Annotated in this window: 12 protein-coding genes; 7 read left to right on the top strand and 5 right to left on the bottom strand. The window is 71.9% G+C overall.

Annotated features, from left to right (window positions below; all coding sequences use genetic code 11):
- The first annotated feature begins 46 nt into the window (after positions 1–46).
- The 3 genes from IE239_RS01845 to IE239_RS01835 all read left to right on the top strand — a co-directional run bounded on the left by IE239_RS01845 (position 47) and on the right by IE239_RS01835 (position 7,105).
- Positions 47–562, top strand: coding sequence for a DUF6912 family protein (locus IE239_RS01845; RefSeq protein WP_190147396.1), 516 nt, complete (start codon positions 47–49; stop codon positions 560–562).
- A gap of 190 nt (positions 563–752) precedes the next feature.
- On the top strand, positions 753–1,424 hold the full coding sequence (locus IE239_RS01840; protein WP_190147395.1) for an HAD family hydrolase: 672 nt from the start codon (positions 753–755) through the stop codon (positions 1,422–1,424).
- A gap of 734 nt (positions 1,425–2,158) precedes the next feature.
- The gene (locus tag IE239_RS01835) at positions 2,159–7,105 is read left to right on the top strand and encodes an NAD-glutamate dehydrogenase (RefSeq protein ID WP_190147394.1); all 4,947 of its coding nucleotides are present in this window, start codon (positions 2,159–2,161) and stop codon (positions 7,103–7,105) included.
- A 150-nt stretch (positions 7,106–7,255) separates the two neighbouring features.
- Here IE239_RS01835 and IE239_RS01830 read toward each other — a convergent pair whose 3' ends face one another.
- Positions 7,256–8,098, bottom strand: a complete 843-nt coding sequence (locus tag IE239_RS01830) for an ABC transporter ATP-binding protein (RefSeq protein ID WP_373308036.1) — start codon at positions 8,096–8,098, stop codon at positions 7,256–7,258.
- Positions 8,091–9,008: an ABC transporter permease gene (locus tag IE239_RS01825; protein WP_190147393.1), complete on the bottom strand. Its 918-nt coding sequence runs from the start codon at positions 9,006–9,008 to the stop codon at positions 8,091–8,093. The genes IE239_RS01830 and IE239_RS01825 overlap by 8 nt, the downstream gene beginning before the upstream one ends.
- Positions 9,009–9,178: 170 nt before the next feature.
- Between IE239_RS01825 and IE239_RS01820 the strand changes: the two genes are divergently transcribed.
- Positions 9,179–9,826 (top strand): TetR/AcrR family transcriptional regulator, encoded by a 648-nt coding sequence (locus IE239_RS01820; RefSeq protein WP_190147392.1) that lies wholly within the window; start codon positions 9,179–9,181, stop codon positions 9,824–9,826.
- A 190-nt stretch (positions 9,827–10,016) separates the two neighbouring features.
- Here the strand turns inward: IE239_RS01820 and IE239_RS01815 are convergent, their stop codons facing one another.
- On the bottom strand, positions 10,017–11,282 hold the full coding sequence (locus IE239_RS01815; protein ID WP_229877670.1) for a glycosyltransferase 87 family protein: 1,266 nt from the start codon (positions 11,280–11,282) through the stop codon (positions 10,017–10,019).
- 172 nt (positions 11,283–11,454) lie between these two features.
- On the opposite strand from IE239_RS01815, the gene IE239_RS41710 reads away from it, so the two are divergent.
- The gene (locus IE239_RS41710) at positions 11,455–13,080 is read left to right on the top strand and encodes a glycosyltransferase family protein (RefSeq protein ID WP_229877694.1); all 1,626 of its coding nucleotides are present in this window, start codon (positions 11,455–11,457) and stop codon (positions 13,078–13,080) included.
- On the opposite strand, the gene IE239_RS01805 is transcribed toward IE239_RS41710, so the two are convergent.
- A complete protein-coding gene (locus tag IE239_RS01805) occupies positions 13,028–13,606 on the bottom strand; it encodes a MarR family winged helix-turn-helix transcriptional regulator (RefSeq protein ID WP_190147391.1) in 579 nt (192 codons plus the stop codon). The two genes, IE239_RS41710 and IE239_RS01805, sit on opposite strands and share 53 nt — an antisense overlap.
- Positions 13,607–13,724: 118 nt before the next feature.
- Between IE239_RS01805 and IE239_RS01800 the strand changes: the two genes are divergently transcribed.
- The gene (locus IE239_RS01800) at positions 13,725–14,138 is read left to right on the top strand and encodes an organic hydroperoxide resistance protein (RefSeq protein WP_190147390.1); all 414 of its coding nucleotides are present in this window, start codon (positions 13,725–13,727) and stop codon (positions 14,136–14,138) included.
- A 138-nt stretch (positions 14,139–14,276) separates the two neighbouring features.
- Here IE239_RS01800 and IE239_RS01795 read toward each other — a convergent pair whose 3' ends face one another.
- Entirely contained in the window at positions 14,277–15,044 is a 768-nt protein-coding gene (locus IE239_RS01795; protein WP_190147389.1) for a hypothetical protein, read from the bottom strand.
- A gap of 121 nt (positions 15,045–15,165) precedes the next feature.
- Between IE239_RS01795 and IE239_RS01790 the strand changes: the two genes are divergently transcribed.
- A complete protein-coding gene (locus IE239_RS01790; RefSeq protein ID WP_190147388.1) occupies positions 15,166–16,509 on the top strand; it encodes a hypothetical protein in 1,344 nt (447 codons plus the stop codon).
- Positions 16,510–16,514 lie beyond the last annotated feature (5 nt).

Genomic DNA, 16,514 nt, shown 5'->3' with positions numbered 1-16,514 from the left:
CACCGGGTCCGAGCCGAGCCACCGACCACGAAATGAGCGGCCAGCCATGCGCGTCTACGTCCCCATGACCCTCCCCGGTCTCGCCGAGGCGCACAGGACGGGTCAGCTGGGGGCCGAGCCGCTCGTCGCGTACGCCGTCACGCCCGCCCTGCGCGAGTGGTACCTCTCCGACGACATCGAGGAGCTGGAGTACGCGGCGCTCAGCCGGGCCGCGCTCGCCTCCCTGCGGCTGCTGGCGGCGGACCCCGGGGTTCCTCGGCGGCGGGTCGTGGTCGCCCTGGACGTGCCCGACCGCGCGGCCGCCGTCGACCCCGACCGGGGACTCGATCCCGCGGCCCTGGGCGAGGTGCGGGTGACGGGCGCCGTGCGGCTGGCCGAGGCGGCCGCCGTACACGTCGACGCCGGGGACGCGGAGGCGGACGTCACCGCGGCGGCGGGGGCGCTCGCGACGGCGGACGGCGGGGACGACGACGCGCAGTTCGTCGTGGACGGGGCCGAGGACCACGAACTGCTGTGGTTCGCCCCGCAGGAGATCCCGAACCTGGTGGGCTCGGGCGGCTGAGAGTACGGCGGGCGGCTGAGCGCGCGGTCTGCGCAGCTGCTCTGTCTCTCCCCTCTGTCTCCCCCTCTGTCTCCCCCCGTCTCCGTCTCGGCCTCAGGTTCTGCTTCCGCATCCGGATCTTCGTCCGGGTGAGCCGCTCGCTTCGTGCTCGGGCACTTGACTGTCGGTGGCGGCGGGTACGTTTGCAGGCATGGGGAAGCACGAAGCGGCGCACATCGTCTGGGACTGGAACGGAACGCTGTTCCACGACAACGACGCGATCGTCGGGGCCACGAACGCGGCATTCGTCGAGCTGGGACTGGCGCCGATCACGCTGGAGCAGTACCGGGCGCTGTACTGCGTGCCGGTGCCGAAGTTCTACGAGCGACTGCTGGGAAGGCTGCCCACCGACGCCGAGTGGGAGGTCATGGACGGGGTCTTCCACCGGTACTACGCCGAGCACCGGGTGCGGTGCGGGCTGACCGAGGGCGCGGTGGAGCTGCTCGCGGGATGGCGGTCCGCGGGGCACAGCCAGTCCTTGCTGAGCATGTACGTGCACGATGAACTCGTCCCCTTGGTGCGCGGGTTCGGGATCGAGCCGCACTTCGTCCGGGTGGACGGGCGGACAGGGCCCTCCGGGGGCAGCAAGGCCGAGCACATGGTGCGGCACCTGCGGGAGCTGACCGGGGTCGAGCCGGCGCGCACGGTGGTGATCGGGGACGCCGCCGACGACGCGGTGGCCGCGCTGCACGTCGGCGCGCGGGCCGTGCTGTACACCGGCGGATCGCACAGCCGGGCCAGCCTCGAGGGCGTCGGGGTACCCGTGGTGGACACGCTGGGCGAGGCCGTGGAACTCGCGGGGCGTCTGGCGGCGGCCGCGTAAGCACGCCGAGCGAGTTCGCCCGGCCGGCTCGGGAAGGCACTCGGGGAGGCCCGGCACGGCCAGGCCCGGCTCAGGTAGGCGGGAGGGATGCGGCCGGCTCGCGGATCACCCTCGTCCCGTGAGCCGTTATGCCAGTCTGAGCCGTCGCGTCTGCTTGCGCCCTCGCGTCCGCCTGAGCCGTCGCGTCTGCTTGCGCCCTGCCCTCTGCCTCAGCCGTTCTGTCTGCCTGAGCCGTCGCCTGTGGCGTCGGTGAGTCGTTTCCCGGTCGCCCCCCGGTGTTCCCTTAGCCGTACGGGCGGCTCCGCGAGCTGTGCAGAACGTCAAAGTTCCGCCCCTCCTTTTGTACACATACGGCTCATGACGGCGGCCCGGTGAGGAGCGATAGCCTGGTGGCGTGATCAGCGCGATATCTCGCGGGGGCAATGTCGCCCCTGCCCTGCGCCCGGTGTGTGCGGACCGTCTCCGCCACCGGGCGGCGGTCGCTGATCGGCGCGGGCGGGACGGGGTCGCAAGAGACCCCGGGGCGGCGTGCACACCCCGGACACAGGCGGCGCGGAGACCAGCGTCACACCCCGGAGTGGTGCCGAAAATGGCTGATGACCCCCCGCTCGTCTCACCTTGCGGCATAGCGTCGGAGCAGTCCGGAGATCCCGGGCCGTGGCGTCGAGTCGCAGGGGAAGAGCCCGCACTTCCTTCTACGTCACGCAACGGCGCGCGACAGGAGTCAGAGGACAATGCAGACCAAGCTGGACGAAGCCAAGGCCGAGCTGCTCGAGAGGGCGGCGCGGGTCGCTGAGAACAGCCCGGTCGGGGGGCACCTACCGACTGGGACGACGGGCGAGGGCACCCCGGGGACCCCGGACCACGCCGCCCTGCTCGCGTTCCTCCATCGCTACTACCTGCACACCGCGCCGGAGGACCTGAGCGGCCGCGACCCGGTCGACGTCTTCGGGGCCGCGCTGTCGCACTACCGGCTGGCCGAGAGCCGCCCGCAGGGCACCGCCAACGTGCGGGTCCACACGCCCACCGTCGAGGAGAACGGGTGGACGTGCACCCACTCCGTCGTCGAGGTGGTCACCGACGACATGCCGTTCCTCGTCGACTCGGTCACCAACGAGCTGACCCGGCAGGGCCGGGGCATCCACGTCGTCATCCATCCGCAGGTCGTCGTGCGGCGTGATGTGGCGGGCAAGCTGATCGAGGTGCTCAGCGTGCCGCCCGCGGCCGTGGACCTGCCGCACGACGGGCACGTCGAGTCCTGGATCCACGTCGAGATCGACCGGGAGACCGACCGGGCCGACCTGAAGCAGATCACCGCCGACCTGCTGCGCGTCCTGTCCGACGTCCGGGAGGCCGTCGAGGACTGGGAGAAGATGCGCGACACGGCGCTGCGCGTCGCCGACGGGCTCGTGGAGGAGCCCGTTCCCGGCGATCTGGAGCGGCCGGACGTCGACGAGGCCCGCGAGCTGCTGCGCTGGCTGGCCGCCGACCACTTCACCTTCCTCGGCTACCGGGAGTACCAGCTGCGCGGGGACGACTCCCTCGCCGCCGTTCCGGGGACCGGGCTCGGCATCCTGCGTTCCGACCCGCATCACGCCGACGTCGACGCCCACCCCGTCAGTCCGTCCTTCGAGCGGCTTCCGGCCGACGCCCGCGCCAAGGCGCGTGAGCACAAGCTGCTGGTGCTGACCAAGGCGAACAGCCGGGCCACCGTGCACCGGCCCTCCTACCTCGACTACGTGGGTGTCAAGAAGTTCGACGCCGACGGGAACGTCGTCGGCGAGCGCCGGTTCCTGGGGCTCTTCTCCTCCGCCGCCTACACCGAGTCCGTGTCGCGGGTGCCGGTGGTGCGCCGCAAGGTCCAGGACGTGCTGAAGGGCGCAGGGTTCTCGCCCGACAGCCACGACGGGCGCGACCTGCTCCAGATCATGGAGACCTACCCGCGCGACGAGCTCTTCCAGACGCCGGTGGACGAACTGCGCTCCATCGTCACCAGCGTGCTGTATCTGCAGGAGCGGCGGCGGCTGCGGCTCTACCTGCGGCAGGACGAGTACGGGCGCTACTACTCCGCGCTCGTCTACCTGCCCCGCGACCGCTACACCACGGGCGTGCGGCTGCGGATCATCGACATCCTCAAGGAGGAGCTCGGCGGGACGAGCGTCGACTTCACCGCCTGGAACACCGAGTCGATCCTGTCGCGGCTGCACTTCGTGGTCCGCGTCCCGCAGGGCACCGAGCTGCCGGAGCTGTCCGAGACCGACAAGGAGCGCATCGAGGCCCGGCTGGTGGAGGCGGCACGGTCCTGGGCGGACGCGTTCTCCGAGGCGCTCAACGCCGAACTGGGTGAGGAGCGGGCCGCGGAGCTGTCGCGGCGCTACAACAACGCCTTCCCCGAGGGCTACAAGGCCGACCACACCCCGCGTGCCGCGGTCTCCGACCTGGTGCACGTGGAGCGGCTCAACGAGGAGCAGAACTTCTCGCTCAGCCTCTACGAGCCGGTGGGCGCCGCCCCCGACGAGCGCCGCTTCAAGATCTACCGCAGGGGCGAGGCCATCTCCCTGTCGGCGGTGCTGCCGGTGCTGAACCGGCTCGGCGTCGAGGTGATCGACGAGCGGCCCTACGAACTGCGCTGCGCGGACCGTACCCACGCCTGGATCTACGACTTCGGTCTGCGCATCCCCAAGGCGCTGGCCGGCCCCGGCGGCGACTTCCTCGGCGACGACGGGCGCGAGCGGTTCCAGGAGGCGTTCTCCGCGACCTGGACCGGCAAGGCGGAGAACGACGGGTTCAACGCGCTGGTGCTGGGCGCCGGACTGGACTGGCGGCAGGCGACGGTGCTGCGCGCGTACGCCAAGTACCTGCGGCAGGCCGGGTCCACCTTCAGCCAGGACTACATGGAGGACACCCTCCGCACGAACGTCCACACCACACGGCTGCTCGTGTCGTTGTTCGAGGCGCGGATGTCGCCCGACCGGCAGCGCGCGGGCCTCGAGATCGTCGACGCCCTGCTGGAAGAGCTCGAAGCCGCGCTCGACCAGGTGGCCTCGCTCGACGAGGACCGGATCCTGCGCTCGTTCCTGACGGTCATCAAGGCGACCCTGCGCACGAACTTCTTCCAGAAGCGCGTGGACGGCGAGCCGCACGCCTACGTGTCGATGAAGTTCGACCCGCAGGCCATCCCCGACCTGCCGGCGCCCAGGCCCGCGTTCGAGATCTGGGTGTACTCGCCGCAGGTGGAGGGCGTGCACCTGCGGTTCGGGAAGGTCGCGCGCGGCGGTCTGCGCTGGTCCGACCGGCGTGAGGACTTCCGTACCGAGGTCCTCGGCCTGGTCAAGGCGCAGATGGTGAAGAACACCGTCATCGTGCCGGTCGGCGCCAAGGGCGGCTTCGTCGCCAAGCAGCTGCCCGACCCGGCGGTGGACCGCGACGCCTGGCTCGCCGAGGGCATCTCCAGCTACCGGACGTTCATCTCGGCGCTGCTCGACATCACCGACAACATGGTCGGCGGGGAGGTGGTGCCGCCGGCCGACGTCGTGCGGCACGACGAGGACGACACCTACCTGGTGGTCGCCGCCGACAAGGGCACCGCGACGTTCTCCGACATCGCCAACGAGGTCGCCCAGTCCTACGACTTCTGGCTCGGGGACGCCTTCGCCTCCGGCGGTTCGGCCGGCTACGACCACAAGGGCATGGGGATCACCGCCCGCGGCGCCTGGGAGTCCGTGAAGCGGCACTTCCAGGAGCTGGGCGTGAACACGCAGGCCGAGGACTTCACGGTCGTCGGCATCGGCGACATGTCCGGTGACGTGTTCGGCAACGGCATGCTGCTCAGCGAGCACATCCGGCTGGTCGCCGCGTTCGACCACCGGCACATCTTCATCGACCCCGAGCCCGACGCGGCGACCTCCTACGCCGAGCGCCGCCGGCTGTTCGAGCTGCCCCGCTCGAGCTGGGCCGACTACGACACCGCGCTGCTGTCGCCCGGCGGCGGGATCTTCCCCCGCTCGGCCAAGGCCATCCCCGTCAACGCGCACATCCGGGCGGCCCTCGGCATCGAGGGGAGCGTCGCCAAGCTGACCCCGGCCGACCTGATGAAGGCGATCCTGCGGGCGCCGGTGGACCTGCTGTGGAACGGCGGCATCGGCACGTACGTGAAGTCCTCCACGGAGTCGAACGCGGACGTCGGCGACAAGGCCAACGACCCGATCCGGGTGGACGGCGCCGATCTGCGCGTCAAGGTCGTCGGCGAGGGCGGCAACCTGGGCCTGACCCAGCTCGGCCGGATCGAGTTCGCCCGGCTCGGCGGCGGGATCAACACCGACGCCATCGACAACAGCGCGGGAGTGGACACCTCCGACCACGAGGTGAACATCAAGATCCTCCTCAACGGCCTGGTGACCGAGGGCGACATGACCGTCAAGCAGCGCAACAAGCTGCTCGCGGAGATGACCGACGAGGTCGGCGCGCTCGTCCTGCGCAACAACTATGCGCAGAACACGGCGATCGCCAACGCCCTCGCGCAGTCCAAGGACATGCTCCACGCCCAGCAGCGCTTCATGCGCCACCTGGTCCGGGAGGGGCACCTGGACCGCGCCCTGGAGTTCCTGCCCACCGACCGGCAGATCCGTGAGCGTCTGGGCGCCGGCCAGGGCCTGACCAGCCCGGAGACGGCCGTCCTGCTGGCGTACACGAAGATCACGGTGTCGGACGAGCTGCTGCACACCTCGCTGCCCGACGACGACTATCTGCGCGGTCTGCTGCACACGTACTTCCCGACGGCGCTGCGCGAGCGGTTCCCCGACGCCATCGACAGCCACCCGCTGCGCCGTGAGATCACCACGACCGTCCTGGTCAACGACACGGTGAACACGGGCGGCACGACGTATCTGCACCGGCTGCGCGAGGAGACGGGAGCCTCGCTGGAGGAGATCGTGCGGGCGCAGACCGCGGCCCGGGCGATCTTCCGCGCGGCTCCGGTGTGGGACGCGGTGGAGGCCCTCGACAACCAGGTCGAGGCCGAGGTGCAGACCCGGATCCGGCTGCATTCGCGGCGGCTCGTCGAGCGCGGGACCCGGTGGCTGCTGAACAACCGGCCGCAGCCGCTGCAACTGGCGGAGACGGTCGAGTTCTTCGCCGAGCGCGTCGAGCTGGTGTGGTCGCAGCTGACGAAGCTGATGCGGGGCGCGGACCTGGAGTGGTGGCAGCGCATCTACGACGAGCTGACCGCCGCGGGCGTCCCGGACGAGCTGGCCACCCGGGTGGCGGGGTTCTCCTCGGCGTTCCCGGCGCTGGACATCGTCTCGGTGGCCGACCGCACGGGCAAGGACCCGCTGGACGTCGCCGAGGTCTACTACGACCTCGCCGACCGGCTGCGCATCACCCAGCTGATGGACCGCATCATCGAGCTGCCGCGCGCCGACCGCTGGCAGTCCATGGCCCGCGCGTCCATTCGCGAGGACCTGTACGCGGCGCACGCGGCGCTGACGGCCGACGTGCTGGCGGCCGGCAACGGCACCTCGACGCCCGAGCAGCGCTTCAAGGCGTGGGAGGAGAGGAACGCGGCGATCCTGGGCCGGGCGCGCAGCACGCTGGAGGAGATCCAGACGTCGGAGACGTTCGACCTGGCCAACCTGTCGGTCGCCATGCGGACCATGCGCACCCTGCTGCGGACGCACTCGTAGGCGGAACGGCGCGTCCGTGCCCGTACCCCCACCCTTACCGGTAGGTGGTGACGGGTACGGACGCGCAGGACGGCGCACGAGAAGGGCGCTCCCCCGATGACTCGGGGGAGCGCCCTTCTCGTGCGCCGGCAGTGCCTGCCGGGGCGGCTGCTACTTCTTGGCCTTGCCCGAGGTGAACTCCTCGTACGCCTCGAGGACCTCTTCGGTGGGGCCGTCCATGCGCAGTTCGCCGCGCTCCAGCCACAGGACGCGCTCGCAGGTGGTGCGGATCGCGGCGTTGCTGTGGCTGACCAGGAAGACGGTGCCGGCGTGTTCGCGCATCTCCTGGATGCGCTCCGCCGAACGTGCCTGGAAGCGGGCGTCGCCGGTGGAGAGCGCCTCGTCGATGAGGAGCACGTCGTGGTCCTTGGCGGCGGCGATGGAGAAGCGCAGCCGGGACCCCATGCCGGAGGAGTAGGTGCGCATGGGCAGGGAGATGAAGTCGCCCTTCTCGTTGATGCCGGAGAAGTCGACGATCTCCTGGTAGCGCTCCTTGATCTGCTCGCGCGTCATGCCCATGGCCAGGCCGCCGAGGTAGACGTTGCGCTCGCCGGTCAGGTCGCCCATCAGGGCCGCGTTGACGCCGAGGAGGGAGGGCTGGCCGTCGGTGTAGATCTTGCCGTTCTCCACCGGCTGGAGGCCCGCGATGCCCTTGAGCAGGGTCGACTTGCCGGAGCCGTTGGTGCCGATCAGGCCGACCGCTTCACCCTTGTAGGCGACGAAGGAGACCTTCTTGACGGCGTGCACGATACGTGTGCCGGAGGCCTTCTCGGCCTGCTTGGGGCGCAGGATGCGGTTGAGGGCGGCGGTGGCGGAGCCGCGGCCGGCGCCGGTGCCGTTGATGCGGTAGACGATGTCGACGCTGTCCGCGATGACGGTGGGGATGCGCTCGTCGACGGGCTCGGTGAGCGCGGTGCGCGTTGCGGTGTCGGAGGTGTTCGCGTTGTCAGCCACGGCCGTACGTCTCCTCTGCCTTCCAGAAGTAGATGAAGCCTCCGACGCCGACGAGCAGCGCCCAGCCGGTCGCGACCAGCCACACGTGCGGCGGGAGCTGGCTGCCGTGGAAGGTGTCGATCAGCGCGAAGCGCATCAGGTCGATGTACACGGCGGCCGGGTTGGCCCGCAGCAGGGCGCCGAGCCAGCTCGGCATGCCGTGGTGCTTGCTGATCAGGTTGTCGATGCTCCACATCACGCCCGAGACGTACATCCAGGTGCGCAGGATGAACGGCATCAGCTGCGAGATGTCGGGGGTGTGCGCGCCCAGCCTGGCCATGATCATCGCCATGCCGGCGTTGAAGATGAACTGAAGGACCATGACCGGGATGGCCAGGAGCCAGGAGGGGGCCGGCGGCACGCCCACGGCGAGCAGGATGAGAACCAGGGCGGCCATCGAGAACAGCAGCTGCTGAAGCTGCTGCAGGCAGAACGAGATCGGCAGCGTGGCCCGCGGGAAGTGCAGGGCCCGCACCAGTCCGATGCTGCCCGAGATCGCCCGGGTGCCCGCCATGATCGAGCTCTGCGTGAACGTGAACACGAACACGCCCGTGACCAGGAACGGGATGAAGTCCGCCACGCCCTTCTTGGTCTCCAGCAGGACACCGAAGATGAAGTAGTACACCGCCGCGTTCAGCAGGGGGGTCATCACCTGCCAGACCTGGCCCAGCTTCGCCTGGCTGTACTGGGCGGTGAGCTTGGCCGTGGCGAACGCGGTGATGAAGTGGCGGCGCGCCCAGAGCTGGCGGAGGTACTCCGGCAGAGGGGGACGGGCGCCGCTGACCGTGAGGCCGTGGCGCTCGGCCAGGGCCGCGAGGTCGCCGTGGCCGTGGGCCGGTGTCTTGGGCGGTGTGTGGAGGACCTGACTCACATCCGCTGCTTTCACTCGGGGGAGGGGGGTGGGGGCGGTGGTTCCGTTGGCGCCCGACATTTTCTCACGCATCTCTTCACGTTTTCTCACGTCAGGACGGACCCGTATCGTCGCAACGTGAGAGTAGGCCGAGTTGACGTCGGGACGCAACCGTTTCGTCGTAACGCCCTATGCTGGTTCGCATGACGACTGACGCGACGAACACCGACGGACCCCAGGTGCGCCCGCGCCGCAGGGCTCCCGCGGGCGCGGCCGTGCTCCGAGAGGATGTGACGGAAGCCATCCGGGCCGCCGTGTTCGAGGAGCTCGCGACCGTCGGCTATGCGCGGATGTCCATCGAGGGCATCGCCCGCCGCGCCGGTGTGGGCAAGACCGCGGTGTACCGGCGCTGGCGCTCCAAGCTGCACCTGGTCCTCGACATCGTCTCGGTGATCGCCGTGCAGGGCCTGCCGGCCCCGGAGACGGGCAGCCTGGAGGGTGATCTGCGCATGCTGTACGAGGTGACCTCGCGGGCGCTGCGCCACCCGGTGGCCTCGCAGATCATCCCCGACCTCCAGGCCGAGGCGGCCCGCAATCCCGAGATCGCCGACGCGTTGCAGAAGGCGCTGAAGGAGGGGCAGGAGGAGGTCGCCCTGAAGATCGTGGCCGCTGCCGGGCGGCGCGGGGAGATCCGGGCGGGACTGAACGAGGAGCTGGCGCTCGACCTGATCTCCGGTCCGCTCTACTGGCGTTCGGTGGTGATCCGCAGCCCGAAGCTGCCCAAGGGATATCTGGGCTCGTTGGCCCGGGCGACCGCCGAGGCGATCAAGGCGCTGTAGACGGCTCGGTGCCCATGAGTCATGGCCCATGGCCTGGGGGTCCATGGCCTGGGGGTCCATGGCCTGGGGTCCGGGGTCTGGGGTCCGGACCCGCGGCTCGTGGGCTCTGTGGCGGCGTGGGGACGGCAGGGGAGCGAGTGACGGCGGCCGGGGCGACGCTGTGCGCGGAGAGGGCGAGTGGCCGGGCGCCTCACAGTGAAGCAGGTGTCCGCCCCTCGTGCCGGGCCTGTGGACAACTCCGCGCACCGGCCTCGGCCGGCGCCGTTCCGGAGCGCCACAGTCGCAGGTAGGACAGCCCGGCGGCCCAGGCCAGCAGGCCGTTGCGCACGACCATCAGCGTCGTGCCGGTCCAGGAGCAGCTGATGACCTCCCAGTAGTGCATGGGGTAGATCACCGTGCTGACCGCGGTCGCCGCCAGCAGCAGCACGGCCACCGGGCGCTGGGTGGTGTGCTGTGAGGCCAGGCAGACGGCGGCCAGGCCGAGCAGCCAGATCATGTACTGCGGGCTGATCACCCTGCTGGTGACGGTGAACAGCAGGACGGCGCTGAGGGCGGCGTCGTACGGGGTGGCCCGGGTCCGTCGGCGGGCCCGGATCCGCCACAGGACCAGCAGGCCGAAGGCCGCGGCGGTGAGCGCCAGCGAGACGTGGGCGACGGAGGAGACGTACGGGCCGACGAACTCCATCGCGCCGTAGCGGTAGCGGGCCGTGCCCGTCCAGCCGGCGTGCGAGGCGAGCGAGAGTGCCGTGCCGCCCAGGGACTCGATCTGCACGCCCCGCGCGCCCTGCTGGAGCAGGAAGGCGAGGGGGTCGCGGAACGCCAGGGCGAGGAGCGCCAGCGCGGCGGCTCCCGTCACCGCCGCCGACCGCCATGCCGACCCGCTCTCCCGCCCTCTCGGCGTCCCCAGCAGCACCAGCGCCGGCCACACCTTGACCAGCGCTCCGAGGGCCGCGAACGCCCCGCCCGCGCGCGGGGAGCGTGACAGCGTCACCAGAGAGAGGACGGCGAGGGCCGTGACCTGCACGTCGTAACGCACCAGGGGGATGTGCAGCAGCAGCGGCAGTCCGCCCGTCCACAGGGCGGCCCCGAGCAGGGAGTGGCCGGGGCGGGCGCCCGCGCGGGCCAGCGCCAGGACGGTCACGGCGTCGGCGACGAGGGTGAGGGCGACGAAGGCCTGGAAGTACGTCAGGCCCGGCAGCAGCACGGGCGCCAGCAGCACCGGGCCGGCGCCCGGCGGGTACTGCCACAGCGGGTCGTGCGCCGGAAGGCCGCCGTGGACGAGGACGCCGTACCAGTGGTGGTACAGGCCCCACACCTCGCGGGCCACCCGTCCCCCGCCCAGCAGCGGCGAGGCGCTGTGGACGAGCAGCCACACCATCAGGGCGCGGGTGGCCGCCCAGGAGAGGGTGAGGGCGAGGAGGCGACGGTGCTTCGTGTGGTCCATCGACGTGTCCATCAACGCGGATGGTAAGCATGATGAATGTCTTTTTTGCTCCATTACATACCTAATGCACCGTCAATCGCCGTGATGGGTGGTTGTGCACAGCAGAATCGCCGTCGTGGTGTGTGGACGCTCGCAGAAGACAGTCCGTACCGGAGTCCTGGCCGTCGCCGTCCCCGCGGCCGTCATGTCCGCCGTCGGGCTGTGGGGCCTCGACCGCGGCGGCATATGGCGTGACGAGGCCGTCACCTTCCAGGTCGCACGGCGCACGGTGCCGCAGATCTGGCGGCTGCTGCACGGGGTGGACGCGGTGCACGGCCTCTACTACCTCTTCATGCACGCCGTCCTCGCCGTCCGTCCGGGGGAGGTCGTCCTGCGTCTGCCCTCGGTCTGCGGGGCCGCCGCCACCGCGGCCATGGTCGCGGCCCTCGGGGTGCGGCTGGCCCGTCCCCGGGTCGGCCTGTGGGCGGGCCTGCTGTACGCGGTGACCCCGCTGGCCGGTCACTACGCGCAGGAGGGCCGCTCCTACGCGCTGGTCGCGGCGGGCGCGGCGGGCGCGACGCTGCTGCTGGCGAGGGCGCTGGACGCGCACGCGCACGCCCACACGCATACGCACACCGGGCCGGCGGCACGGCCGGAGCCGTCGGGGCCCGCGGAGCCGTCGCGGCCGTGGGGGCTGTGGGGGCTGTGGGGGCTGCGGGGGCTGCCAGGCGTGCGGCCGCGGGATCCGCGGGGGCCGTGGGCGCCGTCGAAGCCGCAGGAGTCTTCGCGGCGCGCGTGGTGGGTCTACGGGGCCGTCGTCGCCGTGACATGTCTGCTGCACGAGCTGGCGGTGTTCGTGCTGTGCGCGCACGCGCTCACGCTCGCGCTGCTGCGCGCGCCCCGGCGGGTGTGGGGAGCCTGGGCGCGGGCGGCCGGGGCGGCGGTCGTCGTCCTGCTGCCGCTGGCAGTGGTCTCGCGCGGACAGTCCCAGCAGGTGGACTGGCTGCCCGTGCCCGACTGGGAGAGCGTAGAGAGGCTGCAGCGCGGCTTCGCCGCCGGCCCGCAGGGCGCGGTGTTCTGGGGCTGTCTGATCCTGATGGCGGTGGGGCTGACGGCGGGGCGCACGGCGGCCTTCGCGGCGCCGCTGATGATCGTGCCGCCGTCCTTCCTGATGCTGCTCTCGCAGGTCAAGCCGCTCTATCACGACCGCTATGTGCTCTACGCCCTGGCGGGAGCGCCGCTGCTGATGGCGGCCGGGGCCGACCGGCTGGCCGGACTCGCGGGCCGCCGTCCGCGCTCGTGGGCGGTCACCGCGGCGGGCGCGCTGGCCGTCGCCCTGGTTTTCCTGCACCTGCTCCCGCTGCACCGCGAGTACCGCACCCTCGCCCACCGGCCGGACGACCTGGCCGCCGTCTCCGCCCTGGCCACCCGTGAAGTCCGCCCCGGTGACCCGGTGCTGTTCCTGCCGTCCCTCGGGCGGCGGACGGCGCTCGCGTATCCGAAGGGGTTCCGGGGGGCACGTGATCTGGCGCTGGCGGCGCCCGGTCCCGAGTCGGGCACGCTGTACGGACGTGAGGTCGGTCCCCGGGAGCTGCAGCGCAGGCTCGCTCCGGTGAACCGGCTCTGGGTCCTCGCCGAGCCGTACGCGCTGCGCTCGCGGTGGTTTCCCGGCGAGCCCACCGAGCGCCTCAAGCTGATCGCCGTGGAGGAACGGTTCGTCTCGCGCTGGGAGGGCGAACGCGACGGGGTGACCCTCCGCCTCTACGTCCGCCGCCCGGCTACGGCCTCCCCGGCGCCTCCTGCGCGGTCGCCGCGTCCAGCGCCGCGGTGAGTTCGTCCAGTCGCTCGCGCAGGGAGCCGATCTCGGCCAGGTCGAAGCCGGTGGCGGTGACGATACGGCGGGGCACCTCCAGGGCCCGCTCGCGCAGGTCCGCGCCCGCCCCGGTGAGTCCGACCTCGACCGAGCGCTCGTCGCGGGCGCTGCGCTCGCGGCGCACCAGACCGGCCGCCTCCAGCCGCTTGAGCAGCGGCGAGAGCGTGCCGGAGTCCAGGCGCAGGTGCTCGCCCAGCCGCTTCACGGGCAGCGGGCCCTGCTCCCACAGGACCAGCATGACCAGGTACTGCGGGTAGGTCAGCCCGAGGTCCTTGAGGATCACGCGGTAGACGCCGTTGAAGGCGCGCGAGGCGGCGTGCAGCGAGAAGCAGATCTGGCGGTCCAGGCGAAGCCAGTTCTCCGTGGCGTCCACGGCGTCCGTCACGTTCGTGGCGCTCGCAGTGTCCGTCGCGTTCGTGACGTTCGTGACGTTCGTGACGTTCGTGGCGTTCTCCTGGCCGACGGGCGGCGGTGGGGCGGTCATGTCTCCAGGGTAACCCTGACACGCTATTTGGTTGTGCCCAATTTAATTGTGTGCTCTACTTTCTCTCGTGAGGCGGCCTGACCGGGCCGCCGCAACGACCTGAGAGGGATGGTTTTCCATGGACGCGCTCTACACCGCTGTCGCCACCGCCACGCACGGCCGTGAGGGCCGCGCCGTCTCCTCCGACGGCAAGATCGACCTGGCGCTGGCCATGCCCGCGGAGCTGGGCGGCAACGGGCAGGGCACCAACCCCGAGCAGCTGTTCGCCGCCGGTTACGCCGCCTGTTTCGGCAGCGCCCTGGGCCTCGTCGGCCGTCAGGCCAAGGTGGACGTCAGCGACGCCGCGGTGACCGCCGAGGTCGGCATAGGCCAGAAGGGTGAGGGCTTCGCGCTGAAGGTGACCCTGCGCGTCGAGCTGCCCGAGACCGTGGACGAGGCGACCGGCCGCAAGCTCGTCGAGCAGGCCCACCAGGTCTGCCCCTACTCCAACGCCACCCGCGGCAACATCCCGGTCGAGCTCGTCATCGAGTAGTCGTCAGGCGGGAGCCGGGGGAGCCGGGGGAGCCGGGGGAGCCGGGGGGAGCCGGCCGGCTCCCCCCGGCTTCGTGCTTCCCGGCCCCCGTGGCCGCCGCCCGGCGGCCGCCGGTGATGGGCGCGCTCCGGGGGCGGGTCATCGCTGCCCCAGCGTCCGTTTCGACCGCCAGGCCGCCAGCAGCAGTGCGGGCAGTCCGATCAGCACCAGCCACACAGGTCCGGACGCCCCCTGCCGCAGCGGCTCGCGCAGCAGGTCCGTGCCGGGTTCCCCGGCCGGGGCCAGGACGCCCGCGGACCGCCGCAGGCACAGGACCGTCGCCGGCGCCACGGCCGCCAGCGCCCACCGGCCCGCCACCGCCCGCCCCTCGCGCTCCCACCCCGCGACCAGCGCCACCGCCCCGACCGCCGCCACGGCGAACGTGACCGGGTCCACCAGGGCGATCAGCGCGTACGGCGCGCCGAGCCAGGCGTACCCCCAGGGGCTCCTGAGGCCGCCGGGACCGACGTAGCGGACGCGACAGCGCACCGCTCCCGCGCGCGAGCCCGTCGCCGCCCAGGCCCAGAACGCCAGTCCGACGGCGATCGCCGAGGGCGGAGCGAGGCCGCCGCCCGCCGGTCCGCCGCCCGCCGGCCCGGCCGCCCACGTCCCCGCGAGGTGGCCGCCCCACAGCCATGCGACGGCGAGCAGGCCGAGTGCCGGCGCCCAGGGGCGGTCCGTCAGCATGCGGGTGAAGCGGCCCGTCCCGGTCAGCAGCACCAGCAGGCCGACCGGCCCGGCCACGGCCCCACGGCTCGGCGGCTCGCGCCAGTACGCGAGCGACATCGCGAGCCAGAGCAGGGCGACGAGGAGCCGGTACGACGTCGGATGCCCGAGGAAGCGGACAGTGGGGCCAGTGGGGCGCATTCCCCCTCCCGGGGCCTTGTCTCTCGGCCGCTGGGCCGCACGGTGGATCCCGACGGCCGTGACCACGACGCGGTGCATACCGGTCGATAGCGTACTGAAACGCATGATAGGCCAGTCGACCATGTGGAGAACTGACCGGCTCCGTCGACCGCCGTCCCCGCCGCACGACCGACGCGTACTCCTCTTCTGGTTCACCGTGTTCGCCCTGCTCTTCGCCGGCGCGCAGTCGGCCCAGATGCAGGGCCGTGCGGCCATGGACACCCGTCAGTACCTGGCGCACAGCTACATGCTGCAGGGATTCGGCCGGGAGGAGGCCTCCCGGCGGGCGCTGGACTACTTCTGCGACAGCGTGCGGGTCAGGTCGGCGCAGCGGGACAGCGCGGACCTCGCCCGCTACCGCGAGCACGACGCCGGCCGGACCGCCGAGCGGGAGTGCAGACGGACGATGGGGGAGCGCGTCGCGCGCAACGCCGGGCGCACCGACGTCAGGGGGTACATGGCGCTGTTCAGCGACCCGCGGATGTCCGAGATCTTCGCCACCAGGCCCGGATACCCCCTGTACACCGTGCCCTTCGTCCGCGGCTTCGGGCCGGTCGCCGGACTGTGGCTCGCCGCGCTCGTGGCGACCGTCGCGGCCGGCGGCCTCGTCGTGCTCGTCCTGCGGACGCTCGGCGTCTCCGTGCCGCTCGCCCTGACCGGCCAGGTGCTCTACTTCGCGCTGCCGACGGGGAAGGAGGCCATGCTTCCCCTGTGCGAGGGACTGCTGCTGTGCCTGCTCCTCGCCGCCGTCCTCGGATGCGCGCGCGTGCTCCAGGGGCGGGTCGTGTCGGGGACGACGCTCGCCGTCCTGGCGTTCGCCGGCGCCGCGGTCGTCAAATACGCGCAGACCCTGCTCGCCGTCGCCGGGATCGCCGTCATGACCGCGGTGCTCCTGTGCGCGCGCCGGCTGCGGGGGGACCGCCCGGTGCGTCCGGAACGGGTGATCCTCCTGACGACGGCGGCGCTCGCGGTCGCCATCCAGCTCGTCGTCCTCGCCTTCGGGCTGCCGAGCACGCGGGCCAGCCTCCAGGAACTGCTCTCCGTCCACTACACCAGGAGCCTCGTGGACGATCCCGGACCCGAGTTCTGGCGTCTGAGCCTCGCCTTCTGGCGCGAATGGCTGCGCGACGCGCTCGCGCAGCCCCTGGTGCTCCTGCTGCTCGCCTGCGGCGCGTGGGGCGCCTTCCGCCACCACCGGCCCTTCGCCTGCCTGCTCGTCGGCGTCGCCCTCGCGGGCCTGGCGAACCAGGCCGGACATCCCGAGATGTCCATGGGCCCCCGGCTGATGGTGATGGCGATGCTGCTGCCCGTGTGCGGGATCCCGCTGCTGATCGACAGTCATGTGCGCCGGAGCGCCGCGCGAGGGCGGGACCTGGCCCGGCCCCCGCGCGCGGACCGGCGCATCCCCGCGCCGGCCTCCCGCTGACCGGC

This window comes from Streptomyces humidus (assembly GCF_014649655.1).
Taxonomy (GTDB): domain Bacteria; phylum Actinomycetota; class Actinomycetes; order Streptomycetales; family Streptomycetaceae; genus Streptomyces; species Streptomyces humidus.
This window is presented reverse-complemented; position numbering and strand designations above follow the sequence as displayed.

Coding starts and splice junctions, on each gene's coding strand:
- IE239_RS01795 (WP_190147389.1), bottom strand. CDS start 15,044: ATGCGCCCCACTGGCCCCACTGTCCGCTTCCTCGGGCATCCGACGTCG.
- IE239_RS01790 (WP_190147388.1), top strand. CDS start 15,166: ATGTGGAGAACTGACCGGCTCCGTCGACCGCCGTCCCCGCCGCACGAC.
- IE239_RS01800 (WP_190147390.1), top strand. CDS start 13,725: ATGGACGCGCTCTACACCGCTGTCGCCACCGCCACGCACGGCCGTGAG.
- IE239_RS01840 (WP_190147395.1), top strand. CDS start 753: ATGGGGAAGCACGAAGCGGCGCACATCGTCTGGGACTGGAACGGAACG.
- IE239_RS01805 (WP_190147391.1), bottom strand. CDS start 13,606: ATGACCGCCCCACCGCCGCCCGTCGGCCAGGAGAACGCCACGAACGTC.
- IE239_RS41710 (WP_229877694.1), top strand. CDS start 11,455: ATGTCCGCCGTCGGGCTGTGGGGCCTCGACCGCGGCGGCATATGGCGT.
- IE239_RS01820 (WP_190147392.1), top strand. CDS start 9,179: ATGCTGGTTCGCATGACGACTGACGCGACGAACACCGACGGACCCCAG.
- IE239_RS01845 (WP_190147396.1), top strand. CDS start 47: ATGCGCGTCTACGTCCCCATGACCCTCCCCGGTCTCGCCGAGGCGCAC.
- IE239_RS01835 (WP_190147394.1), top strand. CDS start 2,159: ATGCAGACCAAGCTGGACGAAGCCAAGGCCGAGCTGCTCGAGAGGGCG.
- IE239_RS01815 (WP_229877670.1), bottom strand. CDS start 11,282: ATGGACACGTCGATGGACCACACGAAGCACCGTCGCCTCCTCGCCCTC.